Origin of the sequence: Pseudomonas schmalbachii, from assembly GCF_017589465.1 — a bacterium.
Taxonomy (GTDB): Bacteria; Pseudomonadota; Gammaproteobacteria; order Pseudomonadales; family Pseudomonadaceae; genus Pseudomonas; species Pseudomonas schmalbachii.
Window position 1 is genome coordinate 213,559 of the sequence record NZ_JAELYA010000001.1, and the last position, 14,143, is coordinate 227,701.

At 67.4% G+C, this 14,143-nt stretch carries 9 protein-coding genes and 1 pseudogene; 4 read left to right on the forward strand and 6 right to left on the reverse strand.

Annotated elements, in window-relative coordinates; all coding sequences use genetic code 11:
- Positions 1-67: 67 nt before the first annotated feature.
- Complete coding sequence (locus JFY56_RS00955) at positions 68-2,248, forward strand: malate synthase G (RefSeq protein WP_208311617.1); 2,181 nt, start codon at positions 68-70, stop codon at positions 2,246-2,248.
- A gap of 127 nt (positions 2,249-2,375) precedes the next feature.
- Here JFY56_RS00955 and JFY56_RS00960 read toward each other — a convergent pair.
- From JFY56_RS00960 to JFY56_RS00980, 5 genes and pseudogenes are all read right to left on the reverse strand, one after another.
- A pseudogene (locus tag JFY56_RS00960) lies at positions 2,376-3,450 on the reverse strand (ABC transporter ATP-binding protein).
- Positions 3,447-5,048 carry an ABC transporter permease gene (locus JFY56_RS00965; RefSeq protein WP_208311618.1) on the reverse strand — a complete coding sequence of 534 codons (1,602 nt, stop codon included), beginning with the start codon at positions 5,046-5,048 and terminating at the stop codon, positions 3,447-3,449. Before JFY56_RS00965 ends, JFY56_RS00960 begins: the two are co-directional and overlap by 4 nt.
- A gap of 2 nt (positions 5,049-5,050) precedes the next feature.
- Positions 5,051-6,067: an iron ABC transporter substrate-binding protein gene (locus tag JFY56_RS00970; protein WP_208311619.1), complete on the reverse strand. Its 1,017-nt coding sequence runs from the start codon at positions 6,065-6,067 to the stop codon at positions 5,051-5,053.
- 752 nt (positions 6,068-6,819) lie between these two features.
- A complete protein-coding gene (locus tag JFY56_RS00975; protein ID WP_208311620.1) occupies positions 6,820-8,280 on the reverse strand; it encodes a sensor histidine kinase in 1,461 nt (486 codons plus the stop codon).
- Complete coding sequence (locus JFY56_RS00980) at positions 8,277-8,993, reverse strand: response regulator transcription factor (RefSeq protein ID WP_208311621.1); 717 nt, start codon at positions 8,991-8,993, stop codon at positions 8,277-8,279. Before JFY56_RS00980 ends, JFY56_RS00975 begins: the two co-directional genes overlap by 4 nt.
- A 152-nt stretch (positions 8,994-9,145) precedes the next feature.
- Here JFY56_RS00980 and msrB point away from each other — a divergent pair, with 152 nt between their 5' ends.
- The 3 genes from msrB to msrA are packed head-to-tail and all read left to right on the forward strand — an operon-like array spanning position 9,146 to position 12,175.
- Complete coding sequence (gene msrB, locus JFY56_RS00985; protein WP_208311622.1) at positions 9,146-9,625, forward strand: peptide-methionine (R)-S-oxide reductase MsrB; 480 nt, start codon at positions 9,146-9,148, stop codon at positions 9,623-9,625.
- 24 nt (positions 9,626-9,649) lie between these two features.
- Positions 9,650-11,428, forward strand: a complete 1,779-nt coding sequence (locus JFY56_RS00990) for a cytochrome c biogenesis protein DipZ (RefSeq protein WP_208311623.1) — start codon at positions 9,650-9,652, stop codon at positions 11,426-11,428.
- 21 nt (positions 11,429-11,449) lie between these two features.
- A complete protein-coding gene (msrA, locus tag JFY56_RS00995) occupies positions 11,450-12,175 on the forward strand; it encodes a peptide-methionine (S)-S-oxide reductase MsrA (RefSeq protein WP_208311624.1) in 726 nt (241 codons plus the stop codon).
- A gap of 214 nt (positions 12,176-12,389) precedes the next feature.
- On the opposite strand, the gene JFY56_RS01000 is transcribed toward msrA, so the two are convergent.
- The gene (locus tag JFY56_RS01000) at positions 12,390-13,760 is read right to left on the reverse strand and encodes a DUF1329 domain-containing protein (protein WP_208311625.1); all 1,371 of its coding nucleotides are present in this window, start codon (positions 13,758-13,760) and stop codon (positions 12,390-12,392) included.
- Positions 13,761-14,143 lie beyond the last annotated feature (383 nt).

Below are 14,143 nucleotides of genomic sequence, written 5' to 3' on the forward strand. Positions count from 1 at the left end.
CAGTTCGGAGATGTAATGGCGGGTTGCACCCGCCCTACTCCTACAGTTCCCTCTGGAGGACCTTGCGATGATCGAACGAGCACCCCGACATCGACTGCAGGTTGCCAACAGCCTGCTGCGTTTCATCGAGGAAGAAGCCCTGCCGGGCACCGGCGTGCCGGTGGCGGACTTCTGGGAAGGCTTCGACCTGCTGGTGCATGAACTGGCGCCGACGAACCGCGCCCTGCTGGTCGAGCGCGATCGCCTGCAGATCGAGCTGGACAACTGGCACCGCAGCCATCCCGGCCCCATCGGCGATCACGCCGCCTATCGCGGCTTCCTCGAAACCATCGGCTACCTGGTGCCGCAACCGGATCAGGTACAGATCACCACCAGCAACGTCGATAGCGAGATCCGCCAGCAGGCCGGCCCGCAACTGGTGGTGCCGGTGATGAACGCGCGTTACGCGCTGAACGCCGCCAACGCCCGCTGGGGCTCGCTGTACGACGCCCTCTACGGCACCGACGCGATCAGCGAGGAAGGCGGCGCCGAGAAAGGCCGGGGCTACAACCCGCGGCGCGGCGAAAAGGTCATCGCCTTCGCCCGCGCCTTCCTCGACCAGGCCGTGCCGCTGGCCAGTGGTTCCCACGCCGACGCCAGCGCCTATCGCATCGAGGACGGCCAACTGCGCGTGACGCTGGAGGACGGCAGCGTCACCGGCCTGGCCCAGCCGACCAAGTTCCTCGGCTACCAGGGCGACCACCTGACTCCCACCGCCGTGCTGCTGAAGAACAACGGACTGCACCTGGAAATCCAGATCGACCCGGCCAGCCCGATCGGCCAGAACGATCCGGCCGGGGTCAAGGACGTGCTGCTCGAATCCGCCGTCAGCACCATCATGGACCTGGAGGACTCCATCGCCGCGGTCGACGCGGACGACAAGGTGGCGGCCTATCGCAACTGGCTCGGCCTGATGAAAGGCGATCTCGCCGAGGAAGTGGACAAGGCTGTTGGAAGCTTCATCCGCCGTCTCAATCCGGATCGCACCTACACCGCCGCCAACGGCGCGCCGCTGACCCTGCACGGGCGTTCGCTGCTGTTCGTGCGCAATGTCGGCCATCTGATGACAAATCCGGCGATCATCCTCGACGACGGCCACGAAATCCCGGAAGGCATCATGGATGCCATGATCACCTCGCTGATCGCCATCCACGACCTGCAGCGCAAGGGCAATTCGCGCAGCGGCAGCGTCTACATCGTCAAGCCGAAGATGCACGGCCCGGCGGAAGTGGCCTTCGCCGACGAGCTGTTCGGCCGTGTCGAGGACGTCCTCTGCCTGCCGCGCCACACCCTGAAGATGGGCATCATGGACGAGGAACGGCGCACCACCGTCAACCTCAAGGCCTGCATCGCCGCCGCCAGCGCGCGGGTGGTGTTCATCAACACCGGCTTCCTCGACCGCACCGGCGACGAGATGCACAGCGCCATGGAGGCCGGCGCCATGCTGCGCAAGGGCGCGATGAAGGGCACGCCGTGGATCGACGCCTACGAGCGCAACAACGTGCTGGTCGGCCTGGCCTGCGGGCTGCGCGGCCGGGCGCAGATAGGCAAGGGCATGTGGGCGATGCCGGACCTGATGGCGGCCATGCTCGAACAGAAGATCGGCCACCCGAAGGCCGGCGCCACAACCGCCTGGGTGCCCTCGCCCACCGCGGCCACGCTGCACGCCCTGCACTATCACCAGGTCGACGTCGCCGCCGTGCAGGTCGAGCTGGAGCTGACCGACCACAGCGGCGAGCGCGACGAACTGCTGCGCGGCCTGCTGACGGTGCCCGTGGTCGCCGCGCCGGAGTGGTCCGCCGGGGAACTGCAGGAGGAGCTGGACAACAACTGCCAGGGCATCCTCGGCTACGTGGTGCGCTGGGTCGAACAGGGGGTCGGCTGCTCCAAGGTGCCGGACATCCACAACGTCGGCCTGATGGAAGACCGCGCCACCCTGCGCATCTCCAGCCAGCACATCGCCAACTGGCTGCACCACGGCGTGGTCACCCAGGAACAGGTCCTGAAGACGCTGCAGCGCATGGCAAAAGTGGTGGATGGGCAGAATGCCGGCGACCCGTTCTACCGGCCGATGGCGCCCGACTTCGACGATTCCCACGCCTTCCGCGCCGCCTGCGACCTGGTATTCAAGGGCCGCGAGCAACCCAGCGGCTACACCGAGCCACTGCTGCACCAGTGGCGCCTGCGCTACAAGCGGGAGGTGCGATAAGCCCCGCATTGAAACGTAGGCTGCAAACGTAGGTTGGTGCTGAGCGCAGCGAAGCCCAACAATCGTTCGAGCCGGCACCAGGGTGTTGGGCTTCGCGGGCTCAGCCCAACCTACAAGGTTGCCAACGTCAGGCCAATACGTGCGCCTCGCCGATCACCGAAAGGTGCACGGTGCTGCCTTGCGCCGGAGCGAAGATGCCGGGGACGCGCACCGGCACGCAGCGCTCCGGCATCTGCCCGGAAGAACCGTTGAGGGGCCCGGTCAAGCGGACGGTGACCGTGCAGTTGCTGCCGCCGAAGTCCTTGTCCGTCACCACGCCCATGCGACCGTCCAGTTCCGGCGGCGTCGTGCCGATGTCGCTCAGGCGCAGTTGCTCCGGACGCAGCATGATGCGCGCCGGGCCATGGAATTCGCCGTCGCTGACCGGCAGCCGGCCAAGCTCGCAGTCCGCCCAGCCGCCCTCGATACGCGCCGCCATGACGATGGCATCGCCGAGGAAGATCGCCGTCTCCTCGTCGCGCGGGCGCAGGTACAGGTGCATCGGCTGGCCGACCTGGACCAGCCGTCCGTGACGCATCACGGCCAGCTGGTCGCCGAACGACAGCGCTTCCTCCTGGTCGTGAGTCACGAGGATGGCGGTCACCCCGGAATCGCCGAGCACTTGCGCGACCGCCTTGCGCATGGCCGCGCGCAGGCCTGTGTCGAGTGCCGAGAACGGCTCGTCGAGCAGCATCAGCCGGGGGGTTCTGCGCCAGTGCCCGGGCCAGGGCGACCCGTTGCTGCTGTCCGCCCGAAAGCTCATGGGGCCAGCGTTCGAGCATTTGTGGGGCGAGGGAGACCATTTCCGCCAGTTGGGCGATCCGCTGGCGTTTCGCCTCCCTGCCGCCGACGAGGCCGAAGCCGATGTTGCCGGCCACCGTCATGTGCGGGAACAGCGCGCCGTCCTGCGGAACGTAGCCGATCTGGCGCCGGTGGGCCGGCAGGCAGGTCGCCCCGTCCACCAGCACCTCGCCGCCGAGGGTGATGCTGCCGGAGTCGGGCATTTCGAATCCGGCGATCATCCGCAGCAGGGTGGTCTTGCCGGAACCGGAGGGTCCGACGATGGCGGTGCGGCTGCCCTCCGCCACCGACAGGCTGACATCGACAACGGCCAGGACATCCTCGTAGAAGCGCGACACGCCATGCACTTCCAGCGCGCTCATCGGCCTGCCACCCGCTGCGATTGCCGGTAGAGCAGCCAGGTCAGCGGCAGCGACATCAGCACCATGATCAGCGCATAGGGCGCCGCAGCGGTGTAGTCGATCTCGCTGGTCAACGCCCAGAAGCCGGTCGCCAAGGTGTAGGTGCCGTTGGGTGCGAGCAGCAGGGTCGCGGTCAGCTCGTTGACGATCGCCAGGAACACCAGCGCGGCGCCGGCTCCCGCGCCGGGCGCGGCAAGGCGCATGGTGATGCCCCAGAGCGCCTGGCTCGGCGTGCGCCCGAGGCTGCGGGCGATGTTCTCCAGTTCCACCGGCGCCTGGGCGATCCCCGCGCGCAGGCTGACCAGCGCGCGCGGCAGAAACATCAGCAGGTAGCCGAGCAGCACGGTGATGACGGTCTGGTACAGCGGCCGGGCGAAGCGCACCGAGAGTGTCACTACCGCCAGCGCCACGACGATGCCGGGCAAGGCGCTGGAAATGTAGTTGCAGCCTTCCAGGAATCGGTGGAACCGGCCCGGCGAGCGCACGGACAGCCAGGCGATGGGGATTGCCGCGAGTGTGGTGAGCAGCGCGCCGACCGTGCCGTACAGCAGCGTCTGGCCCAGTGCCGGAAGGATTTCTTCCAGGCGCCACACCTCGATTCCACCCTCGACCAGCCAGCGGCCCAGGGTGATCAGCGGCACACCAAGGGCCAGCGCGGCGGTGGCCAGCGGCAGCAGCTGCGCCATGACGGCCGTCCGCCGGCCCAGGCGATGGATTCGCGGCTGGCGCGCGCTGCCCGGACCGAGCCGCGCATAGCGCGCCTTGCCGCGCGTGCCCGATTCCAGGATCAGCATCCCCAGGCAACAGAGCGCCAGCACGCCCGCCAGCATGTTGGCTGCGGGGCCGTTAAACGACGACTGGAACTGGTCGAAGATGGCGGTGGTGAAGGTGTCGAAGCGGATCAGCGCGAACAGGCCGTACTCCGCCAGCAGGTGCAACCCGACCAGCAACGCCCCACCCCAGACCGCCAGGCGCAACTGCGGCAGCACCACGCGGAAGAATATCGCCCAGGGCTTCAGACCCAGCGACTCGGCGACATCCTCGATGGATGGGTCGAGACGCCGCATGGCCGCCGCAGCCGGCAGGTAGATGAACGGAAAATAGGCCAGCACCGAGACCAGCACCGCCGGGAACAGCCCGTGGATGGCCGGCGCCAGGCTGATCCAGGCATAGCTGTGGACGAAGGCCGGTATCGCCAGCGGCGCGGCGGCGAGCAGCGACCAGCCACGGCGGAAAGCCAGGTCGGTGCGTTCGGTCAGCCAGGCCAGCGCGACGCCCAGCGCCACCGCCAGCGGAACGGCAAGCACGCCGAGCAGCGCAGTATTCACCAGCAGTTCGGCGACGCGCGGCCGGAACACCAGTTGCTGGACGGTCGCCCAGCCGGTCTCGACGCTCACCGCCGCGACGAAGGCCAGCGGCGTCAATGCCAGCAGCGACACGACCAGCGCCGAAGCGGTGACCCAGCGGGCGGCGCCATTGCGCTTCCTGCGCCGCCGGAGAATGGAAAGGTCCGCGCCGACGGGGGCCGTGCTGACGCTCCCCGGCTGCACGGCGTTCATGCCTACAGCAGCCCGGCCTGGGTCATCAGCTCGACGACCTTCTTGCTGTTCAGGCTGGAGGCATCCACGGCCGGCGCATCGAGCTGATCCAGGGGCACCAGTTTCGGGTTCGACTGGTCGCCCTCGCCGACGGCGTATTCGAACGAATCGCCATCCTTCAGCACCGCCTGTCCCCCTTTGCCGGTAACCCACTTGAGGAATGCCTGCGCCTCGTCTGCGTGCTTGCTGGACGCCAGCACACCGCCGCCCGAGATGCTGACGAAGGCGCCCGGGTCCTTGTGGCGGAAGTAGTGCAGCGCGGTGTTCCTGCTGTTCTCGCCGGTTTTCGACTGGTCGACGAAGCTGTAGTAGTGGTAGATCACCCCGCCGTCGATCTGCCCGGCATTCGCCGCCTTGAGCACGGCGCTGTTGCCCCGGTAGAAGCTGGCGTTGGCCTTCATCGCCTTCAGCCACTCCAGCGTGGCGGCCTCGCCCTTCTGCGCCAGCAGCGCGCTGACGATGGCCTGGAAGTCCGCACCGGCCGGCGATGCGCCCCAGCGGCCCTTCCAGTCCGGGCCGGCCAGGTCGAGCAGCGACTTGGGCAGGTCCTTCTCGGCCAGCTTGTCCTTGTTGTAGACGAACACCGTGGAGCGGGCGGCGATCCCCACCCACTTGCCATGCGCCGGGCGATAGGCCGGCGCCACCTGCGCCACAGTCTCCGCGGCGACCGGCGCGAACAGGCCGGCATTGTCCACCAGCACCATCGCCGGCGAGTTCTCGGTGAGGAACACATCGGCGGGCGACGCGGCGCCCTCCTGCACGATCTGGTTGCCCATCTCGCTGTCGCTGCCATTGCGCAGGGTGACCTTGATGCCCGTGTCCTTGCTGAAGCCCTCCACCCAGGCCTTGGTCAGCGAGGCGTGCTGGGCGTTGTAGACGACGATGCCTTCGGCGCTGGGGGCCGCGAGGGAATTGGCGGCGCCGACGAGTGCGGCGGCCAGGACAGCCAGTTTTACCAATGCAGGGGGATGGAGGGTCATTTTCCGCGGCTCCGGAACGTGGCTGAGGATCAGCCTGGGGTGGGCAATCGAACGCAATAGCGTGTGGAAGCTAGAATCACGGAAGAACAATTATCATTATCAGAATTGCCGCGAACCCGTTCTTGTCAAGGCGCACCGGCCTGGCTCCGGCGCCTCCGGACGACCGGCTTGCAGGCGGGCTTACCGCCACGTCCGCGAAGACAGCGCAGCATCGATCCGCGGACTCAGATAAGTCCTAGGACATCGACGGACTTGTCCTACAGAACCGAACCCGCTCAGGCCCTAAGGTTGCACCCTTGCAGGCCGCCACTGTTCCCCCTCTGGCCGCCTGGCAAGCAATGGCGAGGTGCTCGGCGGCAGTGCTCGATATCGAGTTGATCTGCCGCTCTCAAAGGGCCCTTTGGTGTGGCTGCCGATCGTTGGCAGCATCGATGCGGGATCGGTTCCTCTTGCCGGTTTCGCATTTTTTTTGCGCCCTCCCGGGAGCCCCGATGTTGTAGGAGCAACTGTCTTGCTGCCGAAGGTGCTTTTGTAGGGTGGACAACGCGAAGCTTGTCCACCGCTCCGTCACGCCGCGCCTGATGGTGGAAAAGGCTTCGCCGTTTTCCACCCTACGTAGCGTCACCCGTAGGAGCGAGCTCTGCTCGCGAACATCAGCCCCGCAAAAGCTTCGCGAGCAGAGCTCGCTCCTACAGGAACTCGCCCCACGACGGACTGTAGGGGCCATGCCCGCGAAAAAATGATCGCGCGCATCAGGCCTGCCGGGGCAAGCCGAAACGGAACGCCGCGCCCCATCCGGGCAGCTCCACCAGCCGTATCTCCGCGCCATGCAGTTGCAGGATGCTCTGCACGATACGCAATCCGAGGCCGCCGCTGCGGCGTTCGCCCCCGAGGGCGAAGGGGCGTTGGAACAATCCCTCGCGCAGTTCGGGCGGGATGCCGGGGCCGGTGTCGGCGACGGTGACCGCCACCGAATCCGCCTGTGGCTGCAGCGACACCTCCACCACCCCGCCCTCCGGCGTGTGACGCAGGGCGTTGTCCAGCAGGTTGGTCAGCACGCGCTCGATCAGCCCCAGGTCGGCGCAAACCGGCGGCACTTGCGCATCGAAACGCGCCGTCAGCGTCACCTGCCGGTCCTGCGCGGCCAGTTCGAACTTCTGGAACACGTCCTGCACCAGATCGGTCAGCGAGAACGGCTCGCGCTCGGGCTGGACGAAGCCGTATTCCAGCCGCGCCAGTTCGAACAGCGACTGCGCCAACCCGCCGACCTTGCGGCTCTGGTCGAGGGCGATGCCGAGGTAGCGGCGGCGCTCTTCCGGGGTGAGCGTCGCGTCCTTCAGCGAGAGGGTTTCCAGATAGCCATGCAGCGACGACAGCGGCGTGCGCAGGTCGTGGGAGATATTGGCGATCAGCTCGCGGCGCTCCTGATCCTGTCGGGTCAGGGCGCGCCATTGTTCGCCGAGGCGGGTCGCCATCTGGCGGAAGGCGCCGTCGAGCACGGCGATCTCGTCGTTGCCGTCCTTCGCCCCTTCGACAGCCGGCGGCAGCGGCGCCGGTGCGGCGTCGATATCGAACTGGCGCACCGTCTCGGTCAGGCGCCGCAGCGGCCGGGTGATCCAGCCGAACGCCAGCAGGCCGGCGACCAGGCAGAGCAGCGCCACCAGCCCGAGCGACCACAGCGCGGTGCTCAAGACCTGGTTGGTGGCGCCGCGCTGGACCAGTTTGTCGTGTTCCTCGCCCAGCAGCACGACGTAGATGAAACCCATGTCGCGTCCGCCGACCCGCAGCGGCGCGGCGCTGAATACCTTGCGCGCGTCCGTGCTGCGCGGATCGTCGCCAAGGATCGGCAGCATGTCGCCGGCCAGGAAGCGCCGCAGCGGCGCCAGGTCGACGCGCTCGCGGCGCAAGCGGCCAGGTGGCGCGGCGTGGCCGGTGATGCGGCCGGCATCGTCGAGCAGATAGACCTCCACGCTCGGGTTGACCACCATCAACTGGCTGAACAGTTGGCGCGCGGCGTCCGGGCGGATGCCGCTGGAATCCATCAACTGGCTGTCGCGGGCGATGGTGGCGGCCAGGTCGCGCGACAGGCCCTGCACCACTTCCATCTCGCGCATCTGGTTGGAGCGCAGTTGCAGCCATGCGGAGGTGCCGGCGGAGACCGCCAGCAGCACGGCGAACACCAGCGACAGGCGCTGGCTCAGCGTAAGGCTCACGGCGCGTCCTCCGCCGCTGCGAACTTGTAGCCCCGGCCCCACACCGTGAGGATGCGCACCGGTTGCGCCGGGTCGGCCTCGATCTTCGCGCGCAGGCGGTTGATGTGGGTGTTGACGGTGTGTTCGTAGCCTTCGTGGTTGTAGCCCCACACGGCATTCAGCAGGTCCATGCGGGTGAACACCTTGCCTGGCTGGCGGGCGAAGAAGTACAGCAGGTCGAACTCGCGCGGCGTCAGGTCGAGGCGGCGGCCGTCGAGGCTCGCTTCGCGGGCCAACGGGTCGATGGACAGCCCGCCTTGCGACAGGCTGCCGGCGTCCACCCGCGCGCTGCGCGCCATGGCGTCGGCGCGGCGCAGCAGCGCCTTGACCCGCGCCACCAGTTCCAGCACGGAGAACGGCTTGGTCAGGTAGTCGTCGGCGCCCAGTTCCAGGCCGAGGATGCGCTGCACCTCGCTGCCGCGCGCGCTGATGATGATGATCGGCGTGTAGTGCGCCATCGCCCGGGCGCGGCGGCAGATTTCCAGGCCGTCGACGCCGGGCAGCATGATGTCGAGGATCAGCGCGTCCCAGCCGCCCCGCTCCACCTCGCGCAGGCCTCGGGTGCCGTCGGCGCAGTGCAGCACCTCCAGCTGCTCGTCGCGCAGGTGCAGGGCGAGCAGGTCGGCGATGTGGATGTCGTCCTCGACGAGCAGGACGCGTCTAGGCTGATCCATAGGGGATGAATCCTGACTGGCGTGAACCTCATTGTGCGAAATTTCCGAACGCCGAGGTATCACGAATTGTTTAACTCCCCGTGAGGACTTCGCGACCGCATCCCCCATAACCTGCCAGCCATCCCGACCACTCCCGCATGGCGGAGGACGCGATGAGCACCAGACGACAATTCCTCTTCACCGGCGCGACCGCCCTCGCGTTCGCCGGCCTGCTGCCGCGCTTCGTGGCAGCGGAAAGCTTCGAAGTGGCCTACAGCGACGCCGAATGGCGCAAGCGCCTGCCGCCGGAGCGCTACCGGATACTGCGCGAGGAAGGCACCGAGATGCCCTACAGCAGCCCGCTCAACGACGAGCACCGCGCCGGCACCTTCGCCTGCGCCGGCTGCGGCCTGCCGCTGTTTTCCTCGAAGACCAAGTTCGAAAGTGGCACCGGCTGGCCGAGCTTCTGGCAACCGCTGGACAACGCCGTCGGCACCCGCACCGACAGCAGCTACGGCATGGTCCGCAGCGAAGTGCACTGCCGGCGCTGCGGCGGCCACCTCGGCCACGTGTTCGAGGACGGCCCGGAGCCCACCGGCCTGCGCTACTGCATGAACGGCCTGTCGCTGACCTTCACGCCCGATGCGGCCTGACCTCACCTGCACGAGACACACACCATGTTGCTGCTTCTTCTCGCTTACCTTGGCGGCGTGCTGACCATCCTCAGCCCGTGCATCCTGCCGGTGCTGCCGTTCGTCTTCGCCAGCGCCGGCCAGCGCTTCTCGCGCAGCGGACTGCCGCTGCTGGCGGGCATGGCGCTGACCTTCGCCGTGGTCGCCTCGCTGGCCGCCGTCGGCGGTGGCTGGGTGGTCGCCGCCAACCAGTACGGGCGCTGGCTGGCCCTGGCGCTGGTCGCGGTCTTCGGTCTGGCATTGATGCTGCCGAGCATCGCCGAACGCCTGACCCGCCCGCTGGTCGCCGCCGGCAATCGCCTGTCGGCAGCGGCGCAGAGCGATGGACAGGGGCGTCCCGGCGCATCGTTCGTGCTCGGCATCGCCACCGGCCTGCTGTGGGCACCGTGCGCGGGGCCGATCCTCGGCCTGATCCTGACCGGCGCCGCGCTGCAGGGCGCCAGCCTGAACTCGGCGTTGCTGCTGCTCGCCTACGCGGCCGGCGCCGCCACCTCGCTGGCGTTCGCCGTGCTGCTCGGCGGCAAGGTGTTCGCCGCCATGAAGCGATCTCTTGGCGCCGGCGAATGGATCAAGCGCGGCCTCGGCGCCACCATGCTGGCCGGTGTCGCCGCCATCGCCCTCGGCATGGACACCGGCGTGCTGGCCCGGCTGTCCCTCGCTTCCACCGGCGGCCTGGAACAGAAACTGGTGGATAGTCTGGCCACTCCCCGCGAGCGATCTGCACCGGCGATGCGGAACGAATCCGCCGGCATGATGATGGCCGCCAACGATGCCATGCGCATGCAGAAAACCGCGCTGCCGGACGAAGGCCCCCTGCCCTCGCTGGGCGGCGCCGTGGAGTGGCTGAACTCGCCGCCGCTCAGCGCCGAAAGCCTGCGCGGCAAGGTGGTGCTGGTGGATTTCTGGACCTACTCCTGCATCAACTGCCTGCGCGCCCTGCCCTATGTGAAAGCCTGGGCGGACAAGTACCGCGACCAGGGGCTGGTGGTGATCGGCGTGCACGCGCCGGAATTCGCCTTCGAGCGCGATGTCGGCAACGTCACCAAGGCAATGCGCAAGCTCGGCATCGACTACCCGGTGGCCATCGACAACGACTACGCGATCTGGCGCGCCTTCGACAACCAGTACTGGCCGGCGCACTACTTCATCGATGCCAACGGACGCATCCGCCATCACCACTTCGGCGAGGGCGAGTACGAGCAGTCGGAACGAGTGATCCAGCAACTGCTGCGCGAATCCGGCGCGCAGAAGGTCGCCGCCGGCCTGATCGACGTGCGCGCCGAGGGCGTGCAGCAGGCGGCGGACATGCAGCAGATGCGCTCGCCGGAAACCTACCTGGGCTACGACCGCGCCGAGAACTTCGCGTCCAGCGGCGCCGTGGTGCCCGATGAACCGGGCAGCTACCGCGCCCCGGCGCAACCGGCGCTGAACCAGTGGGGGCTGGAAGGCAGCTGGACCATCGAGCCGGAACGCGCCGTGCTCGAAGGCCGGTCCGGGCGCATCGTCTACCGCTTCCAGGCGCGCGACCTGCACCTGGTGCTCGGCCCGGGGCCGGACGGCAAGCCGGTGCGCTTCCGCGTGACCATCGACGGCAAGGCGCCGGGCGACGCCCACGGCAGCGACGTGGCACCGGACGGCAGCGGCACGATCACCGAGCAGCGCCTGTACCAACTGGTGCGCCAGCCCGGCGAGATCGCCGAGCGCACCTTCAGCATCGAATTCCTCGACCCCGAAGTCGCGGCCTACGCCTTCACTTTCGGCTGACGCGCAGGAGGTAACCGCATCATGAACACCTCGATTTCATCCTCACGGCGCGCGCTGCTTGCCGGTGTTGCGACGCTGGCCGCCGGCCTGCTGCTGTGGCAGGGCCAGGTGTTTTCCATGGGTTCGGCGGAGAAGGCAGTCGCCCTGCCCCCGCCCGCGCTCGACCAGCCGGCCGGCATGGCGAAGACGGATACCGCGATCTTCGCCGGCGGCTGTTTCTGGGGCGTGCAGGGGGTGTTCCAGCACGTGCGCGGAGTGACCCGCGCGGTGTCCGGCTATGCCGGCGGCACGGCGCAGACCGCACAGTACGAGATGGTCAGCAACGGCGATACCGAACATGCCGAGTCGGTGCAGGTCACCTACGACCCGAGCCAGGTTTCCTACGGCACGCTGCTGCAGATCTTCTTCTCGGTGGCCCACGACCCCACCCAGCTGAACCGCCAGGGCCCGGACCACGGCACCCAGTACCGCTCGGCGATCTTCCCGACCTCCGACGAGCAGCGCCGCATCGCCGAGGCGTATATCGCCCAGCTCGGCGCAGCCGGTGCCTTCCCCGCGCCAATCGTCACCCGCATCGAGAAGGACAGCGGCTTCTACCCGGCGGAGGATTACCACCAGGACTTCATGACGGAAAACCCGAGCTACCCGTACATCGTCATCAACGACCTGCCAAAGGTGGAAAACCTCCGGCAGATGTTCCCCGCGCGCTACCGCGAACAGCCGGTGCTGGTGAAGAAGTCGGGCTGAGAAAAGCAAAGGCCACCGTTCCGTTTCCGGGCGGTGGCCTTCAGATGCCGAGCACGCAGGATGGGTTGAGCGAAGCGATCCCCATGACGCAGTGCCCGGCAGTTGTTGGGCTTCGCTGCGCTCAGCGCCAACCTACGTCACGCCTCGGAGCAGGTGCGTGCTTTTCGTAGGTTGGTGCTGAGCCTGCGAAGCCCAACGGTGCAGTGCCTTCAGATCAGCGGATACCTGCGTTGCGCAGGGCGGCCGGGGTGAAGTCCTTCATGGTGTAGGCCTTGCCGTACTCGGTGGAGCGCTTGGACTCGTTCATCAGACCGAGCACCGAGTAGCGGCCGGCGATCAGGTCATACAGGCTCTGGGCGGCATAGGTACTGGAGCCCTGCTGGTAGTCCAGCACCTGGAAGCCCTCGCCCACGCGCCACAGCTGGCCACGGCCGTCGTAGTGATCGACTTCCACCAGTTGCCAGGTGTCCTCGTCGAAGTACATGTGGCGCTTGGCGTAGATGTGCCGCTCACCCGGCTTGACGGTGCCTTCCACTTCCCACACGCGGTGCAGCTCGTAGCGGGTCAGGTCCTGGTTGATGTGGCCGGGCTTGATGATGTCGGCGTACTTCAGACTCGGCGACCACAGCTTGTAGTTGTTGTACGGGATGTACAGCTCCTTCTTGCCGACCAGCTTCCAGTCGTAGCGGTCCGGCGCGCCGTTGTACATGTCGGCATTGTCGGCCACGCGCAGGCCGTCGGCGGCGGTGCCCGGGCCGTCATAGGCGACCTGCGGGGCGCGGCGCACGCGGCGCTGGCCGGCGTTGTAAGCCCATGCCAGGCGCGGTTCCTTGACCTGGTCGATGGTCTCGTGGACCAGGGTCACGTTGCCGGCCAGGCGGGCCGGAGCGACCACGGTCTGGGTGGCGTAGAAGAGGAAGTTGGCGCCCTTGTCCGCCGGCACATCCGTCATCTGCTCCGGGAAGGCGACGCGCATTTCCATTTCGACAACGGTGAAGGTGCCGTTGGCTTGCGGAGTGGCCTGGGCAATGACCTGCCGGTAGTTGGTGCCCTTGTAGCGGGTCTCGTGGTTCCACACCACTTCCACGCCGTTCTTCGGAATCGGGAAGGCGTAGTAATGGGACTGGTCGAAGTTCTTCAGGCCGTTGCCGTCGTTGACCGGCTCGGTGGTCAGGGCGCTCTTCTTCGCTGCGTCGTAGACCTTCTGCGGAGCCGCCGCGCTACGGCGGGTCGGGTAGACCGGAATCTTGTAGGTGTCCGGGTAGCGCTGGAACAGCGCCTGCTGGCCGGGGGTCAGCTTGTCCTTGTACTGCGCGACGTTGTCCTTGGTGATGGTGAACAGCGGCTTATCGCTTTCGAAGGGGTTGCCGAGGAAGCCGTTGGCGTCCACCGGAGCGGCGCCCGGCTTGAGACCGCCAGTCCAGGCCGGGATGCTGCCGTCGGCGTTGCCGGCCTTTTCGGCGCCCAGCGGGGTCAGGCTGGTGCCGAGCTTGGCCGCTTCGTCGGGGCTGACGGCTGCCATGACGCTGGTAGCCAGAAGAGACAGTGCAATAACGCTCGATTTCAGAATTGTTTTTGTTGTCATGGTTTCGCTCTCCGCTATTCGTAGGAAGTGCACGTCGATACAACGCACGAGCCAGTCGTGGTCGACGCTGGTGCTGAATGGCCACCGATACAGATGAAACAGCGGACATGTCGCGAGCTCATGATCATCACGGGGGGTGGGGAGACATAACTACCCGCGTCGGGTAGGCAGGGGGCGACGTTCTGCCACAGCGATGCAGCCGCTCTAGCCCGGAGCATTGATCAATGCGAATGACGCAGGCATCGGCGCGGCATTCGTCGGAAAATGGCGGCGAATTTCGCGGGCCCGGCAGGCTGGGCGATGGGTAAAACGGAAGGCTGGAAGGGGGAATTGCAGAAGAGGTATTGCGAGAGGGGTATTGCGCAGGGCGTCAGAACACGGGG

Coding starts and splice junctions, on each gene's coding strand:
- JFY56_RS00955 (WP_208311617.1), top strand. CDS start 68: ATGATCGAACGAGCACCCCGACATCGACTGCAGGTTGCCAACAGCCTG.
- JFY56_RS00965 (WP_208311618.1), bottom strand. CDS start 5,048: ATGAACGCCGTGCAGCCGGGGAGCGTCAGCACGGCCCCCGTCGGCGCG.
- JFY56_RS00970 (WP_208311619.1), bottom strand. CDS start 6,067: ATGACCCTCCATCCCCCTGCATTGGTAAAACTGGCTGTCCTGGCCGCC.
- JFY56_RS00980 (WP_208311621.1), bottom strand. CDS start 8,993: ATGGATCAGCCTAGACGCGTCCTGCTCGTCGAGGACGACATCCACATC.
- msrB (WP_208311622.1), top strand. CDS start 9,146: ATGAGCACCAGACGACAATTCCTCTTCACCGGCGCGACCGCCCTCGCG.
- JFY56_RS00990 (WP_208311623.1), top strand. CDS start 9,650: ATGTTGCTGCTTCTTCTCGCTTACCTTGGCGGCGTGCTGACCATCCTC.
- msrA (WP_208311624.1), top strand. CDS start 11,450: ATGAACACCTCGATTTCATCCTCACGGCGCGCGCTGCTTGCCGGTGTT.
- JFY56_RS01000 (WP_208311625.1), bottom strand. CDS start 13,760: ATGACAACAAAAACAATTCTGAAATCGAGCGTTATTGCACTGTCTCTT.